Source organism: Mycobacterium sp. DL (assembly GCF_039729195.1).
GTDB lineage: Bacteria > Actinomycetota > Actinomycetes > Mycobacteriales > Mycobacteriaceae > Mycobacterium > Mycobacterium hippocampi_A.
In genome coordinates, this window is sequence record NZ_CP155796.1 from 2,766,140 (window position 1) to 2,785,454 (window position 19,315).

A 19,315-nucleotide genomic window follows, 5' to 3' on the forward strand; every position below is an offset into this window, starting at 1 on the left:
AGACGTCCCGGACTCACGGTCGCGCGACAAGGCCGTGTGTTGCTTCTGCGACTTCTGGCAATTTTGACAATGCGGCATTGTGCGAGTGGTGATGTCCGAAAACTGTTGACAGCAACCGATGCTGTATTCGGGCGCGTTCCATTCACATGAATACAGCAAACTAGTAGTCTTGCGCTGAATAGGCCACAATCGTGCACGTCCACATTCGCTCCACGGTATTTCACAGGGTATTTGTTCTTCGTTGGCAAGCCTATTTCTGCGAAAACGAGCGTGTTTGGTTTGGATTGGCTAACGTTTGCTGCAGGCGTCACGCTGAGCGAGGAGGGGGCCACCGAAGACCGTGAATCACTGATGGTGGCGGTGACGGTTGGTATCCGTCATCATCAGGCGTGAATTGGTGTGTTCGCTCAGATGTTGTGCTGGCCTGATGTCGAAATTCATGTTCGCTTTCCCTTCTGATTACCAGCAGAAGAAATGGATATGCAGATGAGTAATGGTCGTCGCAGTGATTCCCGCGTAGCCAGTGGCAAATACTGGTTCGCCAGTGGGGTAGTGGCTGCCGGATTGGGCGCCGCGGTCATGACCGCAGCGTCGATCGCATCCGCGAGTCCCGCGGACACCGCCGCTGCTGGGCCCTCGACGTCCTCGGAAACGAACTCCGGATCGAGATCGACTGTGTCCAAGCGCGACTCGCGCGAGTCGACGCGTGAAGCCGACGGCGACAGGGCGACGTCCGAAGGGATGGACCACGCAGCAGGCGACCCCGACGACACCGAGTCCTCCGACGTGGGCGAACCCTCCGACGACACCACCGGAGACGTCGACGTCACCACCGACGACGTCGACGACACCACCGAGGAGACCGACGAGGACACCGACTCGGACGCGTCCCCACCCGTAGTCGACGAGGACGACGGACCGCCCGCAGTCGTCGCGGTCAAAGAGCGTGATGCCAAGAGGGCCTCGGAGTCCGTCAGGGTGACGGAAGACCGCGCGGCCCCGGTCACGGTGCGATCAACCGAGGCGGCGCCAGCTGCGCTCGCCACCGCCACGGTCACCACCAACGCGATCACCTCCAACGCGATGACCTCGGCGGCAGAGGAGATCGACACGGCGCTGATCGCCGCGGCGACGAGCACCAGGGTGACGTTCACGTCGATGGTGCGCGATTGGCTGTACTCCGTCGGTATCCGCAGCTCGAAGCTCGGTGTCGACGACGGCGGCGCGGAGGTGCCCAAGTTCATCGCGAACTGGTGGCTGGGTGTGCGATCCCGGATCTACCGAGACGTCGTGATCCCGCAACCGGGCAATCCGACCCAGCCGTCGAATCCCGGTCAACCCCCGTTGCTGTGGGAAACGAATTTCTCGAGCATGGAGGAGGCGCTGACGTACTGGGGCCTGCACACCGGACGCTGGGGTCAGTCCGCGGGGGAGAACCAGTACTACACCGATGGTGACAACGTCTACGTCGACGCAGAGGGCAACCTGGTCATCGAGGCCCGTCGGGAAGCCGCCCCGGATGGTCTGGGCGCGCCGAACAACTACACGTCCGCGCGCGTGGTCACGTTCGGTAAGCAGTCGATAGGCGTCGGCACCCGCGTGGTGGCCCGCATCCAGATGCCCGTCACCCAGGGCACGTTGCCGGCGTTCTGGTCGGTCGGTCTCGAGCCCGGCCATGAGTACGACTGGCCGCGCCAGGGGGAGATCGACATCGTCGAGATACCGGGCATGGGCACCCCGGCATCACGCAGATGGTGGACCGGCAACATCCACGGACCGTCGGAGGCGAACAACACCGTCGACGTCAAGCTGCACCACATCGGTGCGGACCTGGGGGTGGACCTGTCGCAGGACTTCCACGAGTACGGCATGGACTGGTACTCCGACCGCATCATCTGGCACGTCGACGGCGTCGAGGTCGGGCGCGTGACGCAGGCCCAGTACGAGGCGCTGGGCGGCGACTGGACACCGTTCTCGGGAGAGTGGGATCACTACCTGATCCTCAACCTCGCAGTCGGCAACCCGTGGACGGGAGATCCGAGCCCGACGGCTCCGTTCCAGGCCGAGATGAAGGTCGACTGGGTGAAGGCCTACTCCCTGTGATGTGCTCCGGTCGCGGGGAACACCGCACCACGACGAAGCGTTGACTCTCTCGTGGCTACTCAAGATCTCACCGCTGACAAGTTCAACGACACGATCAACGACAACGAGATCGTGCTGGTTGATTTCTGGGCGTCCTGGTGCGGGCCGTGCCGGCAATTCGCCCCGACCTTCTCGGCTTCGGCCGACAAGCACCCCGACGTCGTCCATGCCAAGGTCGACACCGAGGCCGAGCAGCAGCTCGCGGCCGCGGCCGATATCCGCTCCATTCCCACGCTGATGGCGTTCAAGAAGGGCAAACTGGTGTTCAACCAGGCCGGAGCCCTCCCGCCGGCAGCGCTGGAGGACCTGGTGCAGAAGATCAAGGAGTTCGACATCGACGCCGCGGTCGCCTCTCAGGACGACGGCGAGGCGCCCAGCCAGGCGTAGCACCGCACCCGCCGCCGGATACCGTGCAGGCGTGACGGCTCACGATCATCCTGCGCAGTTGGTTCTGGTGGACCGGCCTCATCCGCACGTCGCGTTGGTGACGCTCAACCGCCCGGAGCGGATGAACTCGATGGCGTTCGACGTGATGGTGCCGCTGAAGAGGGTTCTCGACGAATTGAACGTCGACAACTCGGTGCGGGCCATCGTGCTCACCGGGGCGGGACGGGGTTTCTCCTCCGGCGCCGACCACAAGTCGGCCGGCTCGGTGCCCCACGTCGATGGCCTGACCAAGCCGACGTTCGCCCTGCGCTCGATGGAAGTGCTCGACGACGTCATTCTGGCGTTGCGCAAGATGCACCAGCCGGTCATCGCGGCGGTCAACGGTGCGGCCATCGGTGGAGGTCTGTGCCTGGCGCTGGCCTGTGACATCAGGGTCGCATCCAGCGACGCCTACTTCCGGGCGGCGGGAATCAACAACGGTCTGACGGCCAGCGAACTCGGCCTGTCCTTCCTGTTACCGCGCGCGATCGGCACGTCCCGGGCGTTCGAGATGATGCTGACCGGGCGGGATGTGGCCGCCGAGGAGGCCGCGCGGATCGGGTTGGTGTCCCGAGCGGTGCCCGGTGACGATCTGCTCGACGTTTGCTTCGAGATGGCGGCGAGGGTCGCCTCGTTCTCCCGACCGGGTATCGAGTTGACCAAACGCACGCTGTGGAGTGGACTGGACGCCACTAGCCTGGAAGGGCACATGCAGGCCGAGGGTCTGGGACAGCTCTACATTCGTTTGCTCACCAGCAACTTCGAAGAAGCGGTCGCAGCGCGCGCTCAGAAGCGCCCCGCGGTTTTCACAGACGACAAGTAGGTAGGTGGACAAGCGTGATCACCGCAACGGACCTGGAGGTCCGCGCCGGGGCGCGCACGCTGCTGTCGGTGGAGGGCGCCGCGCTGCGCGTTCAGCCCGGCGATCGGATCGGACTGGTGGGCCGCAACGGCGCAGGCAAGACCACCACGATGCGCATTCTGGCGGGAGAAGGCGAGCCCTACGCGGGCACCGTCACCCGTACCGGTGAGGTCGGCTACCTGCCGCAGGACCCCCGAGAGGGTGACCTCGACATGCTGGCCCGCGACCGGGTGCTCTCCGCACGCGGGCTGGACACTCTGCTCACCGATCTGGAGAAGCAGCAGGTGCTGATGGCCGAGGTGGCCGACGACGCCACCCGCGACAAGGCGATCCAGCGCTACGGGGTCCTCGAAGAGCGGTTCGCCGCCCTGGGGGGCTACGCCGCGGAGAGTGAAGCCGGGCGGATCTGCGCCAGCCTCGGTTTGCCGGAGCGGATTCTGACCCAGCCGCTGCGGACGCTGTCCGGCGGTCAGCGTCGCCGGGTCGAACTGAGCCGCATCCTGTTCGCCGCGTCCGACACCGGTTCGGGGTCTGACACCACGCTGCTCCTCGACGAGCCCACCAACCACCTCGATGCCGACTCCATCGGGTGGTTGCGGACGTTTTTGCAGAACCACACCGGTGGTCTTGTGGTGATCAGTCACGACGTGGACCTGCTCGCCGATGTCGTGAACCGGGTGTGGTTCCTCGACGCGGTGCGCGGCGAAGCCGACGTCTACAACATGGGTTGGCAGAAATACCTCGATGCCCGTGCCACCGATGAGCAACGCCGGCGCCGGGAGCGCGCCAACGCCGAGAAGAAGGCCTCCGCGCTGCGCACCCAGGCGGCCAAGATGGGCGCCAAAGCCACCAAAGCCGTTGCCGCGCAGAACATGCTGAAGCGTGCCGAGCGCATGATGTCCGAGCTCGACGACGAGCGGGTGGCCGACAAGGTTGCCAGGATCAGGTTCCCCACGCCCACGGTGTGCGGCCGCACCCCGTTGGTCGGCAAGGGCCTGACCAAGGTGTTCGGCTCTCTGGAGGTCTTCACGGGCGTCGACCTGGCGATCGACAAGGGATCGCGGGTGGTCATCCTCGGTCTCAACGGTGCGGGCAAGACCACGCTGCTGCGAATCCTCGCGGGAACCGAGTTGCCCGATGCGGGGATGATCGAGCCCGGTCATGGCCTCAAGCTCGGATACTTCGCACAGGAACACGACACGATCGACGGGTTGGCTTCGGTCTGGGAGAACATCCGCCACGCGGCCCCCGACACCGGTGAGCAGGATCTCCGCGGTCTGTTGGGTGCGTTCATGTTCACCGGTGCGCAGCTCGACCAGCCTGCGGGCACGCTTTCCGGCGGCGAGAAGACGCGACTGGCACTCGCCGGCCTGGTCGCGTCGAAAGCGAACGTGTTGCTGCTCGACGAGCCCACCAACAACCTCGACCCCGCCTCACGGGAACAGGTTCTCGACGCGCTGCGCAGCTACCAGGGGGCGGTGGTGCTGGTCACTCACGACCCGGGCGCTGCGGAGGCGCTGGATCCGCAGCGGGTTGTGTTGCTGCCCGACGGCACCGAGGACTTCTGGTCCGATGACTACCGGGACCTCATCGAGCTGGCGTGATCGCGTGTCAACGGTTCCGACGGTGGGTATCCGCCGTGGAACCAGACGCGGGAGGTCTCGATGAAGATGGACAGCACGACCAGGGATCAGTTGGTCAGCGAGCTCCGCAATGAGTACGAGCGCGGCGCGAGCATCAGGTCACTGGCGGCATCAACGGGTCGTTCGTACGGTTCGGTGCACAGCATGCTTCGCGAATCCGGTACGGCCATGCGCAGCCGGGGCGGACCCAATCACCGCGGGCGGCGGTGACACCTACTGCTGCCGGACCGATGCCTCGACGAGATCGAGTACGGCGCCGAGTTTTTCCGGGTCGTCGCCCGAGGCGAGTCGGGCCACCAGGCCGTCGAGTACCAACTCGAGGTAGGTGCGCAGCACCTCGTCGGGCACGTCACCGCGCAGCCTCCCGGCCTGCTTCTGGCGCCGTAGGCGTTCCGTGGTGGCCGCCGACAACTCGGCAGAGCGCTCGGCCCACCCACGGCTGAACGCCGGGTCGTTGCGTAGCTTGCGGGCGATCTCCAGCCTGGTGGCCAGCCAGTCGAATTGCTCCGGCGCGGCCAGCATTTCGCGCATCACCTGGATCAGACCCTCGCGCGTCGCGACATCCGCCATTCGTTCCGCATCTTCACGCGCCAGTTCGAAGAACAGCGTGTCCTTGTCGCGGAAATGGTGGAAGATCGCGCCGCGCGAGAGCCCGATCGTCTGCTCCAGGCGTCGCACGGTGGCCCTGTCGTACCCGTGCTCGGCGAAGCACCGCCGGGCGCCGTCGAGAATCTGGCGACGGCGCGCCGCCAGGTGATCGTCGGTGACCCGGGGCACCTGTCAGGACTTCAACATATTGCGCAGCACGTACTGCAGGATGCCGCCGTTGCGGTAGTAGTCGGCCTCGCCGGGAGTGTCGATGCGGACCACCGCGTCGAACTCGATCGCCGAACCATCGGTCTTGGTGGCCTTCACCTTGACCGTCTTCGGCGTCTTCCCGTTGTTGAGTTCCTCGATTCCGGTGATGTCGTAGACCTCGGTGCCGTCCAGTTTGAGACTCGATGCGGACTCGCCCTGGGGGAACTGCAGCGGGATGACACCCATACCGATCAGGTTCGAGCGGTGGATCCGCTCGAACGATTCGGTGATCACCGCACGCACACCCAACAGGCTGGTGCCCTTGGCCGCCCAGTCCCTGGAGGAGCCTGATCCATACTCCTTGCCGCCGAGCACCACGAGTGGCGTTCCCTGCGCGGCGTAGTTCTGGGCCGCGTCATAGATGAACGCCTGCGGCGCATCATCCTGGGTGAAGTCGCGGGTGTAGCCACCGGAGACGTCGTCGAGCAGTTGGTTCTTCAGTCGGATGTTGGCGAACGTGCCCCGGATCATCACCTCGTGGTTGCCGCGTCGCGAACCGTAGGAGTTGTAGTCCTTGCGGTCCACGCCGTTGGCCTCGAGGTACTCCGCCGCCGGCGTACCCTGCTTGATGTTCCCTGCCGGGCTGATGTGGTCGGTGGTGACTGAATCGCCCAGCAGCGCAAGCACTCTGGCGCCGCTGATGTCGCTGACCGGGTCGGGGTCGGCGGGCATGCCCTCGAAGTACGGGGGCTTGCGCACGTACGTCGACTTCGGATCCCAGTCGAAGGTCTTGCCGTCCGGTGTCGGCAACGACCGCCAGCGCTCATCGCCCTGGAAGACGTCGGCGTAGCTGTCGGAGAACATCTTCTGGTTGATCGAGCTCGCGATGACGTCGGAGATCTCCTTCGGCGACGGCCAGATGTCCTTGAGGAAGACGTCGTTGCCGTCGTCGTCCTGTCCGAGCGGGTCGACTTCGAAGTCGAAGTCCATGGTGCCGGCCAGGGCATAGGCGATCACCAGCGGCGGTGACGCCAGGTAGTTCATCTTCACGTCGGGGGAGATGCGACCCTCGAAGTTTCGGTTGCCCGACAACACCGCGGTCACCGACAGATCGTTGTCGTTGATGGCCTTGGAGATGGCCTCGGGCAGCGGGCCGGTGTTGCCGATGCACGTGGTGCAGCCGTAGCCCACCAGGAAGAAGCCCAGCTTCTCCAGGTAGGGCCACACGCCGGCCTTGTCGTAGTAGTCGCTGACCACCTGGGAGCCCGGCGCCATCGACGTCTTGACCCACGGCTTGGTCGTCAGGCCCCTGTCGACGGCCTTCTTGGCAAGCAGCGCAGCGCCGAGCATCACCGAAGGGTTGGAGGTGTTGGTGCACGAGGTGATCGCCGCGACGACGACCGCACCGTGGTCGAGGACGAACTCGCCCTGCTCGTCGGACTTCACCGTGATGGGCTTGCTGGGCCTGCCCTGTGAGCCGTTCGCCGCGGAGTGCACGACATCGATCGCGTCATCATCGGCGAAGGACAGCGAAACCGAATCGCTGGCGGGGAAAGACTCGTCGACGGCCTCGTCGAGCTTGGAGCATTCCGCGGGGTGATTCTCTTCGACGTAGTTGTGGATGTCCTTGCGGAAGGCGGTCTTCGCGTCGGACAGCTGAATGCGGTCCTGGGGACGCTTGGGTCCGGCGATCGACGGCACCACGTCACCGAGGTCGAGTTCGAGGTACTCGGAGAAGACGGGCTCCTTCTCCGGGTTGTGCCACATGCCCTGCACTTTGGCGTAGGCCTCGACGAGGGCGAGCTGCTCCTCGGTGCGGCCGGTCAGCCGCAGGTAGTCGATGGTGACGTCGTCGATGGGGAACATGGCTGCGGTGGAACCGAATTCAGGGCTCATGTTGCCGAGGGTGGCGCGGTTAGCCAGCGGCACCTCGGCGACTCCGTCACCGTAGAACTCGACGAACTTGCCAACCACGCCGTGCTTGCGCAGCATCTCGGTCACGGTGAGCACCACGTCGGTGGCGGTGACGCCGGGCTTGATCTCGCCGGTCAGCTTGAACCCGACGACGCGAGGGATCAGCATCGACACGGGTTGGCCGAGCATCGCGGCCTCGGCCTCGATGCCGCCCACACCCCAGCCCAGCACCCCGAGGCCGTTGACCATGGTGGTGTGGCTGTCGGTGCCGACGCAGGTGTCGGGGTAGGCGACACCGTCACGCACCATCACGGTCCGGGCGAGGTACTCGATGTTGACCTGGTGCACGATGCCGGTGCCGGGCGGCACCACCTTGAAGTCGTCGAATGCGCCCTGGCCCCAGCGCAGGAACTGATAGCGCTCACCGTTGCGGCCGTACTCGATCTCGACGTTGCGCTCGAAGGCTCCCGCGTTGCCGAAGACGTCCACGATCACCGAGTGGTCGATGACCAACTCGGCAGGAGCCAGCGGGTTGACCTTCTCGGCGTCGCCGCCCAGTTCGCCGACGGCTTCGCGCATCGTCGCAAGGTCCACGATGCAGGGCACACCCGTGAAGTCCTGCATCACCACACGGGCGGGGGTGAACTGGATCTCGACGCTCGGATCGGCGGATGGATCCCAGTTCGCGATCGCCTCGATGTGGTCTTTGGTGATGTTCGCGCCGTCTTCGGTGCGCAGCAGGTTCTCGGCGAGAACCTTGAGGCTGTAGGGGAGCTTCTCGGTTCCGGGGACCGCGTCGAGTCGATAGATCTCATAGCTGTTGTCACCGACCTCGAGCGTGTCGTGCGCTTCGAACGAGTTCAGGGACGAATTCTTGCTGCTCACATCAACTCCCGGCTTGATCATCGCCGCGACGGGCTGTGTCAGCGGCGCTCGTAATCTTAACAGTACGCTTGTCCTGCAAGACAAGGTCGGTATTTGGGTCGTCACATTCCAGTCTTGTCCTCTCGCGCGGACGGTGCCACCCGGATGGCTGCCCGCGGTGGAAAAATTCGTGTCGCCGCGGCCGATGCCGGGCCGTCGTCGCGTACCGTGCTGCTGTGACCGGACCGCACTCGATCCCTCTCCAGGTCCCGTTCTTTCCGGCCTACATTCCGCCGGGGGTCGACATGGAGCAGGTCAAGGCCGACGTGGCCGACGACGGTGTCAGCGTGCCGCCCGCCCGTCAGGCGGACGTGCCTGCGTTGCGACAGGTCGTCGAGAACGCCCGTGACGAAGGTATCGACCTGAAGATCGTCGTCATCGACGTCAACCCGCCGATCGAGATGCCGTTGCGCGACATCGCCACCGAGGTGGGTGAGGCGAACCCGGGGTCGACGGTGCTCACGTTGAGTCCGTCCTTCGCCGGAACCTACAGCCCGGAGTTCGATCGGGTGACGCTGGAAGCCGGCCAGGACGTGGCCAAGACCGGTGATCCAGTGCAATCTTCGGAGAATTTCCTCGGCGAGTTGACGGCGACCCACTTTCCCTGGACGCCATTCACGATTGTGCTGGTCTTAGTGGTCGCAATCGGCGCCATTGCCACCCGTGTATTGCAGAACCGCGGCAAACGGACAGAGGTATCGGACGCAGCGTCCATCAGCTCCGATTGAGGGGTTGACTCTTCCAGCGCAAATTCAAACATCACTGTTTGATAACACCATTCGCAATTACATTGTTGTAATTTGTTACTAAAGTTTCCTCAGCGTCTGTTGTGACGTACGGTGCAAAAGGTGCCTGTTGTTGCGGATGTGCTTTATGTGACTTCTGTTTCCAGGGCGCTTGAGAATGTGCCGACACGCTCGCGTGGAGCCTGAGGAGACCTTGAGTCCGATGAGACGCATCCCTGCCGGCGCCTCCGCTTCGCGGCTGTGCGCGGTATCCCTGGCGTTCGGCATGGTGCTGACCACGCCCAGCCTCGCCCAGGCGCAGCCCGCCAACCAGGACAGCCTCGCGACGTTGGTGACGGCCGTCGCCAACGTCAATCAGAAGTTGCAGAACCTCGGTGCGGCGATCCAGACCCAGCAGGAGAGCGTCAACAAGGCGATCCTCGATGTGAAGACCGCTCGCGACGCCGCCGCAGCTGCGCAACTCGAGGTCGATTCCAGTGCGCAGCTCGTCAAGGAAGCGAACACCGCTATCGAGGCAGCCCAGAAGCGCTTCGACAGGTTCGCCGCCGCGATGTACGTCAACGGGCCGTCCAGTTCGTATCTCAGCGCGTCGGATCCGGTGGACATCCTCGACACCGCGGCCGCGGGTCAGACGCTGTCGCTGAGTTCCCAGCAGGTGATGGCCAACCTGCAGCGCGCGCGGACCGAGCAGGTGAACAAGGAGTCGTCCGCCAGGCTGGCAAAGCAGCGGGCCGATGAAGCGGTGGTCGCCGCCGAGTCCAGCCAGCAGACCGCGGTGGCGGCGCTGACCGAGGCCCAGGAGACTTTCCAGGCCCAGCAGGTCGAGCTCGACCGGCTGGCCGCCGAACGTTCTGATGCCCAGGCGAAGTTGGCGCAGGCCCGCTCCCTGGCCGCCCCGGCCGCATCCGCCGGTCAGGCCCCCGCCGGCCGTGCCCCCTCGGCTGCCCAGGCGCCCGCCGCAGCGCCCAGCGGGCGGGCCGAACCGGGACGCTCCGACGCCGATTGGGACGTCGACCCCAGCACCGGTAACCGCGGGACGGCCTGGGACATGACGCTGCCCCAGATTCCGAGTGCATTCGTCAGCGGCGACCCGATCCAGATCATCAACGCCGTGCTCAAGATCATCACCACATCGGTGGAGATCACCGCCAACCTGGGCCGCAAGTTCCTGCAGAGCATCGGGTTGTTGCCCACCCCATCGGGCATCACCAACGGCGCGATCCCGATCGCCAACGGCCCGCAGGCAACCGAGTTCGTCATCCGACGCGGGATGTCGCAGATGGGCGTGCCCTATTCGTGGGGCGGTGGCAACGCCGCCGGGCCCAGTCGCGGCATCAATCAGGGTGCAGGCACCGTCGGCTTCGACTGCTCGGGCCTGATGCTCTACATGTTCGCCGGAGTCGGCATCAAGCTGGACCATTACTCCGGTTCGCAGTACAACGCGGGCCGCAAGGTCCCGTCGTCGCAGATGCGCCGCGGCGACATGATCTTCTACGGACCCAACGCCAGTCAGCACGTCGCGATGTACCTCGGCGAAGGGCAGATGCTCGAGGCGCCGTACACCGGTTCGGTGGTCAAGATCTCGCCGGTGCGCACCAGCGGCATGACCCCGTTCGTGACCCGAATGATCGAGTGGTGATCGCGCTGCGCCGCATAATCGTCGTCCTGGTGACCGCCGGGACGCTGCTGCTGGGGTTGGTGGCACCGGCAACCGCGCAACCCGCCGGAGGCCAGTGGGATCCGCTGCTGCCGATGCGGCCCAGCGCGGGCGCGCCCGGTGACGCGCTCGCCATCGCCAACGCCTCGCTGGCGGTCACCGCCCAGGCCACCCAGGCCACCATGGGGATGGGACGGAAGTTCCTGCAGAGCCTTGGCCTCGTGCCCCCGGACGCTCCCAGCGTCGCGCCCGGCAGCGTGCGTGGCCCCGCGGCCGTCGAGCACGTGATCCGGCGAGGGGGTGCGCGACTCGGTACGCCCTATTCGTGGGGCGGCGGTAAGCCGACCGGCCCCAGCCTCGGTGTGGAGCGTGGCGCAAACACCGTGGGCTTCGACTGCTCGGGCTTCACGCAGTACTCATTCGCCGGGGTCGGTGTGCTGATTCCGAAGTACTCGGGCGATCAGTTCAACACCGGCCGCCGCGTCCCGGTGCAGCAGGCCAAGCGGGGCGATCTCCTGTTCTGGGGTCCCGGCGGCAGCCAGCACGTCGCGATCTACCTCGGTAACGGTCAGATGCTGGAATCCGGCGGCACCGCCGACAGGGTGGTTGTCAGCAAGGTCCGCATGTCCGGCTTGCAGCCGACCGTGCAGCGCATTATCGAATCCTGAGTGTGGCCTGAGTTAAACCTGAGTACCACTGGTGAATGTCGGCGCTCAGCGCCGCTCACCCCGGGCAACATCGACGGATTCCGAGGCGCCTGGAATAGTTGACGACGAGCGCGCGGCCAGAACGGGCCCGCGCCGCACAGACCAGCGTTGCACTGCGCATGTGGAAGGAATATTGATGACCTCACCGAGTGGGCCGCCGCAGGGCGCTGGAGGATATCCCGGGCAGGCCCCGGCATCCGGCTACTCAGCCGGTGCGCACGCCGCCCCGAATTCCGCCCAGTCGGGCTCCGCGCAGTCCAACGGCGGTCTGCAGCACGAAGTGCACACCCTGGAGCGGGCGATCTTCGAGGTCAAGCGCATCATCGTCGGGCAGGATCTGCTCGTCGAGCGGATGCTGGTCGGACTGCTGGCCAAGGGACACGTGCTGCTCGAAGGTGTGCCGGGCGTGGCCAAGACGCTGGCCGTGGAGACGTTCGCCAAGGTCGTCGGCGGCACCTTCGCCCGCATCCAGTTCACCCCCGACCTGGTCCCCACCGACATCGTGGGCACCCGGATCTACCGGCAGGGCAAGGAGGAGTTCGACATCGAGCTCGGCCCGGTGGTGGTCAACTTCCTGCTCGCCGACGAGATCAACCGCGCGCCGGCCAAGGTCCAGTCGGCACTGCTCGAGGTGATGGCCGAGCGCAAGATCTCCATCGGCGGACGGACGTTCCCGCTGCCGAGCCCGTTCCTGGTGATGGCGACCCAGAACCCGATCGAGCAGGAGGGTGTCTACCAGCTACCGGAGGCCCAGCGGGACCGCTTCCTGTTCAAGCTGAACGTCGACTACCCCACGCCCGAGGAAGAGCGCGAGATCATCTACCGGATGGGCGTCAAGCCGCCGGAGCCCAAGGCGATCCTCGACACCGGCGACCTGCTGCGTCTGCAGGAGGTTGCTGCGAACAACTTCGTCCACCATGCGTTGGTCGACTATGTGGTTCGCATCGTGACCGCCACCCGGGAACCCGAGAAGTTCGGCATGCCCGACGCCAAGGCGTGGATCGCCTACGGCGCTTCGCCGCGCGCCTCGCTGGGCATCATCGCCGCGTCCCGGGCACTCGCGCTGGTGCGCGGCCGCGACTACGTCATCCCGCAGGACGTGGTCGAGGTCATTCCCGATGTGCTGCGACACCGCCTGGTGCTGACCTATGACGCGCTGGCCGACGAGGTCTCCTCGGATACCGTCGTCAATCGAATCATGCAGACGGTGGCGCTCCCTCAGGTGAACGCCATTCCGCAGCAGGGTCATTCGGTGCCGCCTGTGGTGCCCGCCGGCGCAGCCGCGGGCAGCGGACGCTGAGCCCCGGCTAAGTGACTTCTCCTGCCACGCCGCCGAGTTCCGGCCGCACCCTGGATCTGCCGTCGTTGCAACGCGGGGAGATCCGTGATCCCGCGTTGACGGCCGCGTTGCGCAAGCTGGAACTGACGGTGCGCCGAAAGCTCGACGGTGTGCTGCACGGAGATCATCTCGGGTTGCTCCCCGGCCCCGGTTCCGAGCCGGGGGAGTCGCGGGTCTACCAGCCCGGCGACGACGTGCGCCGGATGGACTGGTCGGTGACGGCCAGGACCATGGCGCCGCACGTGCGCCAGATGATCGCCGACCGTGAACTGGAGACCTGGCTGGTGGTCGATGTGTCAGCCAGCCTGGACTTCGGCACCGCTGGATGCGAGAAGCGAGATCTGGCCGTGGCCGCTGCGGCGGCGATCGCGTTCCTGAACAGCGGCGGCGGAAATCGGCTGGGCGCGATCATCTCCAACGGTGAGACCACCCGCCGGGTGCCGGCATTGTCGGGGCGCATGCACGAGCAGGAACTGCTCCGCGCGATCGCGACCACCCCCCGGGCTCCGGTGGGTGTCCGCGGGGATCTGGCCGCGGCCATCGACGGCTTGCGCAGGCCGGAACGTCGCCGCGGCATGGCGGTCATCATCAGCGACTTCCTCGGACCGATCAATTGGATGCGCCCGCTACGCGCCATCGCCGGGCGACACGAAGTGCTCGGTGTCGAGATCCTCGATCCGCGCGACGTCGAACTGCCCGCTGTCGGGGACGTGATCCTGCAGGACACCGAGACGGGTCGCACCCGGGAGTTCACGATCGACGAGCAGCTGCGCACCGATTTCGAAAAGGCCGCCGCTGCGCACCGCGCGGATGTGGCTCGCACCCTGAGGCGCTGCGACGCACCCTTGCTGACGCTGCGTACCGACCGGGACTGGATCGCCGACGTGGTGAGGTTCGTCGCGAGCAGGCGCCGCGGTGCCCTGGCCGGGCGATGAGCGCTTGCGCGAAGAGCAGAAGGCGGCGATGAGCGCTTGCGCGAAGAGCAGAAGGCGGCGATGAGCGCTTGCGCGAAGAGCAGATGGCGCCAGTGAGCGCACGAATCGACACGAAATGATAAGTAGGACATGACTTTACCGTTGCTCGGGCCGATGTCTCTGTCGGGCTTCGAACACCCGTGGTTCTTCCTTTTCATCCTGGTCATCCTCGGACTGGTCGGGCTCTACGTCGTCGTTCAGATGGCCCGCCAGAAGCGGATGCTGCGGTTCGCCAACATGGAACTGCTGGAGAGCGTGGCCCCGAAGCGACCCAGTCGTTGGCGCCACCTTCCGACCACCCTGATGGTCCTGTCGATGGTGCTGCTGACCATCGCGATGGCCGGTCCGACGAACGACGTCCGCATTCCGCGCAATCGTGCCGTCGTGATGCTGGTGGTCGACGTGTCGCAGTCGATGCGCGCCACCGATGTCGCTCCGAACCGGCTGGCGGCCGCTCAGGAAGCGGCCAAGCAGTTCGCCGACCAATTGACCCCGGGCATCAACCTCGGTCTGATCGCCTATGCCGGCACGGCCACGGTTCTGGTCTCGCCGACGACGAACCGGGAATCGACGAAGACCGCGATCGACAAGCTGCAACTGGCCGACCGCACCGCGACCGGTGAGGGCATCTTCACGGCGTTGCAGGCCGTCGCGACGGTGGGAGCGGTGATCGGTGGCGGTGACGAGCCCCCTCCGGCACGCATCGTGCTGATGTCCGACGGCAAGGAGACCGTCCCGTCCAATCCGGACAATCCCAAGGGCGCCTACACTGCGGCGCGGACCGCGAAAGACCAGGGAGTGCCGATCTCGACGGTGTCGTTCGGAACGCCCTACGGCTACGTCGAGATCAACGAACAGCGTCAGCCGGTCCCGGTGGACGATGAGATGCTGGCGAGGATCGCGGACCTCTCCGGTGGTGAGGCGTTCACGGCGTCCAGCCTCGAGCAGCTCAAGGAAGTGTTCAGCAACCTGCAGGAGCAGATCGGCTACGAGACCGTCAAGGGAGACGCCAGCGTGGGTTGGCTGCGCCTCGGCTCTCTGGTACTCGCCGTCGCTGCGCTGGGTGCGCTGCTGATCAACCGCCGCCTGCCCAACTAGGTTGTCTGTCCGTGTCGCGGCGCTGCAACCCGCGGTAAGGCGATTTCTTAAGATCGAACACCAGGCGTTAAGTTGGCGGGCATGACTGCGGACGCTGCGACAGAGAGCCCTGCCGATACCGCTGCGGAAACCACGAGTCGACGACCCGCGTTCGTGTCCCGTTCGGTGCTGGTGACCGGAGGTAACCGCGGTATCGGCCTGGCGATCGCGCAACGCCTTGCCGCCGATGGACACAAGGTGGCTGTCACCCACCGTGGCTCCGGCGCCCCGGAGGGGCTTTTCGGCGTGGTCTGCGACGTCACCGACAGCGAAGCCGTCGATCGTGCCTTCAAAGAGGTCGAGGAACACCAGGGACCGGTCGAGGTCCTGGTGTCCAACGCCGGCATCTCCCAGGACGCGTTCCTGATGCGGATGACCGAGGAGCGCTTCGAGAACGTCATCGACGCCAACCTCACCGGCGCGTTCCGGGTGGCGCAGCGCGCGTCTCGCAGCATGCAGCGCAAGAGGTTCGGCCGCATCATCTTCATCGGTTCGGTGTCCGGCATGTGGGGCATCGGGAACCAGGCCAACTACGCGGCCGCCAAGGCCGGTCTGATCGGGATGGCCCGCTCGATCTCCCGCGAGCTGTCCAAGGCCGGTGTGACCGCGAACGTCGTCGCCCCCGGCTACATCGACACCGAGATGACCCGCGCACTGGATGAGCGGATTCAGGCGGGCGCCCTCGACTTCATCCCCGCGAAGCGTGTGGGCACCGCCGCCGAGGTCGCCGGCGCAGTCAGCTTCCTGGCGTCTGAGGACGCAAGCTACATCGCCGGCGCCGTGATCCCGGTCGACGGCGGTATGGGCATGGGCCACTAAGACAACGAGGAGTTCTCACTGTGACATTTCTTCAAGGCAAGCGGATCCTCGTCACGGGGATCATCACCGACTCGTCGATCGCGTTCCACATCGCGAAGGTGGCTCAGGAGGCCGGCGCGGAGGTGATCTGCACCGGGTTCAACCGGATGCGGCTGATCGAGCGCATCCTCGACCGGCTGCCGGCCAAACCGCCGCTGCTGGAGCTCGACGTGCAGGACGAGAAGCACCTCGCCACACTCGCCGATCGGGTCTCCGAGGTGATCGGCGAAGGCAACAAGCTCGACGGTGTCGTGCACTCGATCGGCTTCATGCCGCAGACCGGGATGGGCGTCAACCCGTTCTTCGACGCGCCCTACGACGACGTCGCCAAGGGCATCCACATCTCGGCGTTCTCCTACGCCTCGCTCGCCAAAGCCGTTCTGCCGATCATGAACCCGGGCGGCGGCATCGTCGGCATGGACTTCGATCCGACGCGCGCGATGCCCGCCTACAACTGGATGACGGTGGCCAAGAGCGCACTCGAATCGGTCAACCGGTTCGTGGCCCGCGAGGCGGGCAAGGTCGGCGTGCGCTCGAATCTCGTCGCAGCAGGCCCGATCCGGACGCTGGCGATGAGCGCGATCGTCGGCGGTGCGCTGGGGGATGAGGCAGGCGCCCAGATGCAACTGCTCGAAGAGGGCTGGGACCAGCGCGCGCCGCTGGGCTGGAACATGAAAGATCCCACGCCGGTGGCGAAGACGGTGTGTGCACTGATGTCCGACTGGCTCCCGGCGACAACAGGCACCATCATCTACGCCGACGGCGGGGCGAGCACCCAGCTCCTGTAATGGACTTCGACGCTCTGCTGCTGCTGTCCTTCGGGGGCCCGGAAGGTCCCGAGCAGGTCATGCCGTTTCTCGAGAACGTCACTCGGGGACGGGGGATCCCTCGAGAGCGCCTGGCGTCGGTCGCCGAGCACTACCTTCACTTCGGCGGCGTGTCGCCGATCAACGGCATCAACCGCGACCTGATCGCCGCGATCGAGACGGAACTGGCCAAGCGGGGCGAAAAACTGCCGGTGTACTTCGGCAATCGCAACTGGGATCCCTTCATCGAGGACACCGTTGCGCGCATGCGGGACGACGGTATTCGACATGCCGCTGTCTTCTCGACCTCGGCCTGGGGCGGCTACTCCGGTTGCACCCAGTATCAGGAGGACATCGTGCGCGGCCGCACGTCGGCGGGTCCCGATGCGTCCGAGTTGACCAAATTACGGCAGTACTTCGATCACCCGCTGCTGGTGCAGATGTTCGCCGACGCCGTCGGGGACGCAGCCGCGACGTTGCCGGCGGACCGACGCGGCGGTGCCCGTCTGGTGTTCACCGCGCATTCGATCCCGGTACGCGCCGCGTCGCGGTGCGGGCCCGACCTCTATGAGCGCCAGGTCGGGTACACCTCCGCGCTGGTTGCCGCCGCCGCCGGGTACCCCGAGTACGACCAGGTGTGGCAATCGCGGTCCGGTCCACCGCAGGTGCCGTGGCTGGAGCCCGACGTCGGGGACCACCTGGAGGCCCTGGCCCGAGCGGGCACCGAGGCGGTCATCGTGTGTCCGGTGGGTTTCGTCGCCGACCACATCGAGGTCGTCTGGGACCTCGACAACGAACTCGCCGAGCAGGCCGCCGCCGCCGGGATCGCCTTCGCGCGGGCCCTGACGCCCAATGCACAGCCCCGCTTCGCGCAGCTGGCGCTCGACCTCGTCGACGAACTCCGCCTGGGTCGTCCGGCAGCCAGGGTCGGGGGAGTCGGAGCCGTGCCCGGCTACGGCTGCACCGTCAACGGCGCGCTCTGCACCCCGGCGTGCTCGAGCTGACCCTAACCGCGCCAAGCGGATTGAAGGATGGCACTGATCGCCGCCAGTCGCGCCGAGCGCACCACCGAGGTCAGCGGACGCAGTGCGTCGCTGGCGAGCTGAACCTCTGAGGAGCTCTGCAGTCCGCTCGGGATCAGTCCTGAACTCACCGTGATGATCGCGTCGACATGTGCCGCGTTCTCCAGCACCCGTACTGCCCGCGGCGGTGCGTGATCGGGGATCCGGTGCACCTGGGTGGATTCGAGCACCTGCTCGACCAGTCGGCGCGGATCGGCGATCTCGCCTCCCGGGGCACCTGCGCGCAGCGCTCCGAGAGCGTCGGCCGCGGCGCGCACGGCATCCCGCAGCGTGTACTCCGCCTCGCCGAGGTCACGGTGCTCGGGGGTCGGCGTATCGGGCAGCGAGAACACCGTCCACGACAATGCGGACAGTTCGGTTTCCAACTCGAACTCGAAGTCGTCGTCGATGTCGGAGGATTCGGGGTATTCGAAATCGGGCACCATCCCGACCGCGGTGTCCGGCGATCCCACGATGATCGCCTCGCCCGCGGTGACGGCGTCACGGCCGAACTGGGTGCCCGGGGGGAGTCCCCGCACGTCCCCGGGGACCGGTAGCACCAGCTCGATCGCGGGCTGCGAGCCGGCCGACCGGGCGGCGGTGCGCATCGTCTGCAACAGCGACACGGCCCCGGCGTCGTCCAGATCCGGCCAGGGCAAGCCGGTGCGGTCGGCGGCAGCCGAGTCGTAGGCGGTGACCGAATGTCGTGGAGTCCATAGGGATAACGCATCCAACACGTCGTCGGGCGCGGCGACGCCGGCGAGCCAGGCATTGGCCCACACCGACAACGAAACACTGGGACACCACATGATGCAGGCAGTGTAGTAGCTACCTGTCGTTGTTTCCCGCCGGTGGAGGTGTCGCCGCGTAGGCTCGGTGTATGCCCGTCTCGCTGATCTGGCTGATCGCCGCATTGGCCCTCGCCGGCGCCGAGGCGCTCACCGGTGACCTCTTCCTGCTGATGCTCAGCGGCGGGGCACTGGCCGCGGCCGGCTCGAGCTGGCTGTTCGCGTGGCCGATCTGGGCCGACGGTCTGGTGTTCCTCGTCGTCTCGGTCCTGCTGCTGGCCGGGGTGCGCCCGGCGTTGAAGCGGCGGGTGCAGTCCGGCAAGGGTCTGCTCGACCCGGCCAAGGCACTGGAGGGCAAGAGCGCGCTCGTCCTCGATCGGGTCGCGCGCCACGAAGGTCAGGTCAAGCTCGACGGTGAGGTCTGGACTGCCAGGCCCTACAACGAGAGCGATGTCTACGAGTCGGGCGATCAGGTGACGGTGGTGCACATCGACGGTGCCACCGCGGTCGTCTCCAAGATCGTCTAGAAGAAG

The 19,315-nt window shown here is 66.1% G+C and carries 18 protein-coding genes; 15 read left to right on the top strand and 3 right to left on the bottom strand.

The window, feature by feature from the left end:
* Window positions 1–675: 675 nt before the first annotated feature.
* From ABDC78_RS13325 to ABDC78_RS13345, 5 genes are read left to right on the top strand one after another with little or no spacing between them, the layout of a single operon-like run.
* Window positions 676–2,103 carry a glycoside hydrolase family 16 protein gene (locus ABDC78_RS13325; RefSeq protein WP_347133457.1) on the top strand — a complete coding sequence of 476 codons (1,428 nt, stop codon included), beginning with the start codon at window positions 676–678 and terminating at the stop codon, window positions 2,101–2,103.
* 51 nt (window positions 2,104–2,154) lie between these two features.
* Entirely contained in the window at window positions 2,155–2,529 is a 375-nt protein-coding gene (gene trxA, locus ABDC78_RS13330; RefSeq protein WP_178359174.1) for a thioredoxin, read from the top strand.
* A 31-nt stretch (window positions 2,530–2,560) separates the two neighbouring features.
* Entirely contained in the window at window positions 2,561–3,391 is an 831-nt protein-coding gene (locus tag ABDC78_RS13335) for an enoyl-CoA hydratase (protein ID WP_178359175.1), read from the top strand.
* A 14-nt stretch (window positions 3,392–3,405) separates the two neighbouring features.
* On the top strand, window positions 3,406–5,034 hold the full coding sequence (locus tag ABDC78_RS13340; protein ID WP_178359176.1) for an ABC-F family ATP-binding cassette domain-containing protein: 1,629 nt from the start codon (window positions 3,406–3,408) through the stop codon (window positions 5,032–5,034).
* Window positions 5,035–5,094: 60 nt separating this feature from the next.
* Window positions 5,095–5,283 carry a helix-turn-helix domain-containing protein gene (locus ABDC78_RS13345; protein WP_256736103.1) on the top strand — a complete coding sequence of 63 codons (189 nt, stop codon included), beginning with the start codon at window positions 5,095–5,097 and terminating at the stop codon, window positions 5,281–5,283.
* Window positions 5,284–5,286: 3 nt separating this feature from the next.
* Here the strand turns inward: ABDC78_RS13345 and ABDC78_RS13350 are convergent, their stop codons facing one another.
* Window positions 5,287–5,850: a TetR/AcrR family transcriptional regulator gene (locus ABDC78_RS13350; protein ID WP_178359177.1), complete on the bottom strand. Its 564-nt coding sequence runs from the start codon at window positions 5,848–5,850 to the stop codon at window positions 5,287–5,289.
* A 3-nt stretch (window positions 5,851–5,853) separates the two neighbouring features.
* Window positions 5,854–8,691 (bottom strand): aconitate hydratase AcnA, encoded by a 2,838-nt coding sequence (gene acnA / locus ABDC78_RS13355; RefSeq protein WP_178359178.1) that lies wholly within the window; start codon window positions 8,689–8,691, stop codon window positions 5,854–5,856.
* 194 nt (window positions 8,692–8,885) lie between these two features.
* On the opposite strand from acnA, the gene ABDC78_RS13360 reads away from it, so the two are divergent.
* The 9 genes from ABDC78_RS13360 (at window position 8,886) to ABDC78_RS13400 (ending at window position 17,937) form a co-directional block, all read left to right on the top strand.
* On the top strand, window positions 8,886–9,437 hold the full coding sequence (locus ABDC78_RS13360; RefSeq protein ID WP_178359179.1) for a DUF6676 family protein: 552 nt from the start codon (window positions 8,886–8,888) through the stop codon (window positions 9,435–9,437).
* A 220-nt stretch (window positions 9,438–9,657) separates the two neighbouring features.
* Window positions 9,658–11,094 (top strand): NlpC/P60 family peptidoglycan endopeptidase RipA, encoded by a 1,437-nt coding sequence (ripA, locus tag ABDC78_RS13365; RefSeq protein WP_178359180.1) that lies wholly within the window; start codon window positions 9,658–9,660, stop codon window positions 11,092–11,094.
* Window positions 11,094–11,780 carry an NlpC/P60 family peptidoglycan endopeptidase RipB gene (gene ripB / locus ABDC78_RS13370; protein ID WP_178359321.1) on the top strand — a complete coding sequence of 229 codons (687 nt, stop codon included), beginning with the start codon at window positions 11,094–11,096 and terminating at the stop codon, window positions 11,778–11,780. Before ripA ends, ripB begins: the two co-directional genes overlap by 1 nt.
* A 175-nt stretch (window positions 11,781–11,955) precedes the next feature.
* On the top strand, window positions 11,956–13,119 hold the full coding sequence (locus ABDC78_RS13375) for a MoxR family ATPase (RefSeq protein WP_178359181.1): 1,164 nt from the start codon (window positions 11,956–11,958) through the stop codon (window positions 13,117–13,119).
* A gap of 50 nt (window positions 13,120–13,169) precedes the next feature.
* Window positions 13,170–14,093: a DUF58 domain-containing protein gene (locus ABDC78_RS13380; RefSeq protein ID WP_347133506.1), complete on the top strand. Its 924-nt coding sequence runs from the start codon at window positions 13,170–13,172 to the stop codon at window positions 14,091–14,093.
* A gap of 129 nt (window positions 14,094–14,222) precedes the next feature.
* Window positions 14,223–15,230 carry a VWA domain-containing protein gene (locus ABDC78_RS13385; protein WP_178359182.1) on the top strand — a complete coding sequence of 336 codons (1,008 nt, stop codon included), beginning with the start codon at window positions 14,223–14,225 and terminating at the stop codon, window positions 15,228–15,230.
* Window positions 15,231–15,311: 81 nt separating this feature from the next.
* A complete protein-coding gene (fabG1, locus tag ABDC78_RS13390; RefSeq protein WP_178359183.1) occupies window positions 15,312–16,088 on the top strand; it encodes a 3-oxoacyl-ACP reductase FabG1 in 777 nt (258 codons plus the stop codon).
* Window positions 16,089–16,108: 20 nt separating this feature from the next.
* Entirely contained in the window at window positions 16,109–16,915 is an 807-nt protein-coding gene (inhA, locus tag ABDC78_RS13395; protein WP_178359184.1) for an NADH-dependent enoyl-ACP reductase InhA, read from the top strand.
* The gene (locus ABDC78_RS13400) at window positions 16,915–17,937 is read left to right on the top strand and encodes a ferrochelatase (protein WP_178359185.1); all 1,023 of its coding nucleotides are present in this window, start codon (window positions 16,915–16,917) and stop codon (window positions 17,935–17,937) included. The genes inhA and ABDC78_RS13400 overlap by 1 nt, the downstream gene beginning before the upstream one ends.
* A gap of 2 nt (window positions 17,938–17,939) precedes the next feature.
* Here ABDC78_RS13400 and ABDC78_RS13405 read toward each other — a convergent pair whose 3' ends face one another.
* Window positions 17,940–18,803, bottom strand: a complete 864-nt coding sequence (locus ABDC78_RS13405) for a hypothetical protein (protein WP_178359186.1) — start codon at window positions 18,801–18,803, stop codon at window positions 17,940–17,942.
* 71 nt (window positions 18,804–18,874) lie between these two features.
* On the opposite strand from ABDC78_RS13405, the gene ABDC78_RS13410 reads away from it, so the two are divergent.
* Window positions 18,875–19,309, top strand: a complete 435-nt coding sequence (locus ABDC78_RS13410; RefSeq protein WP_178359187.1) for an NfeD family protein — start codon at window positions 18,875–18,877, stop codon at window positions 19,307–19,309.
* Window positions 19,310–19,315 lie beyond the last annotated feature (6 nt).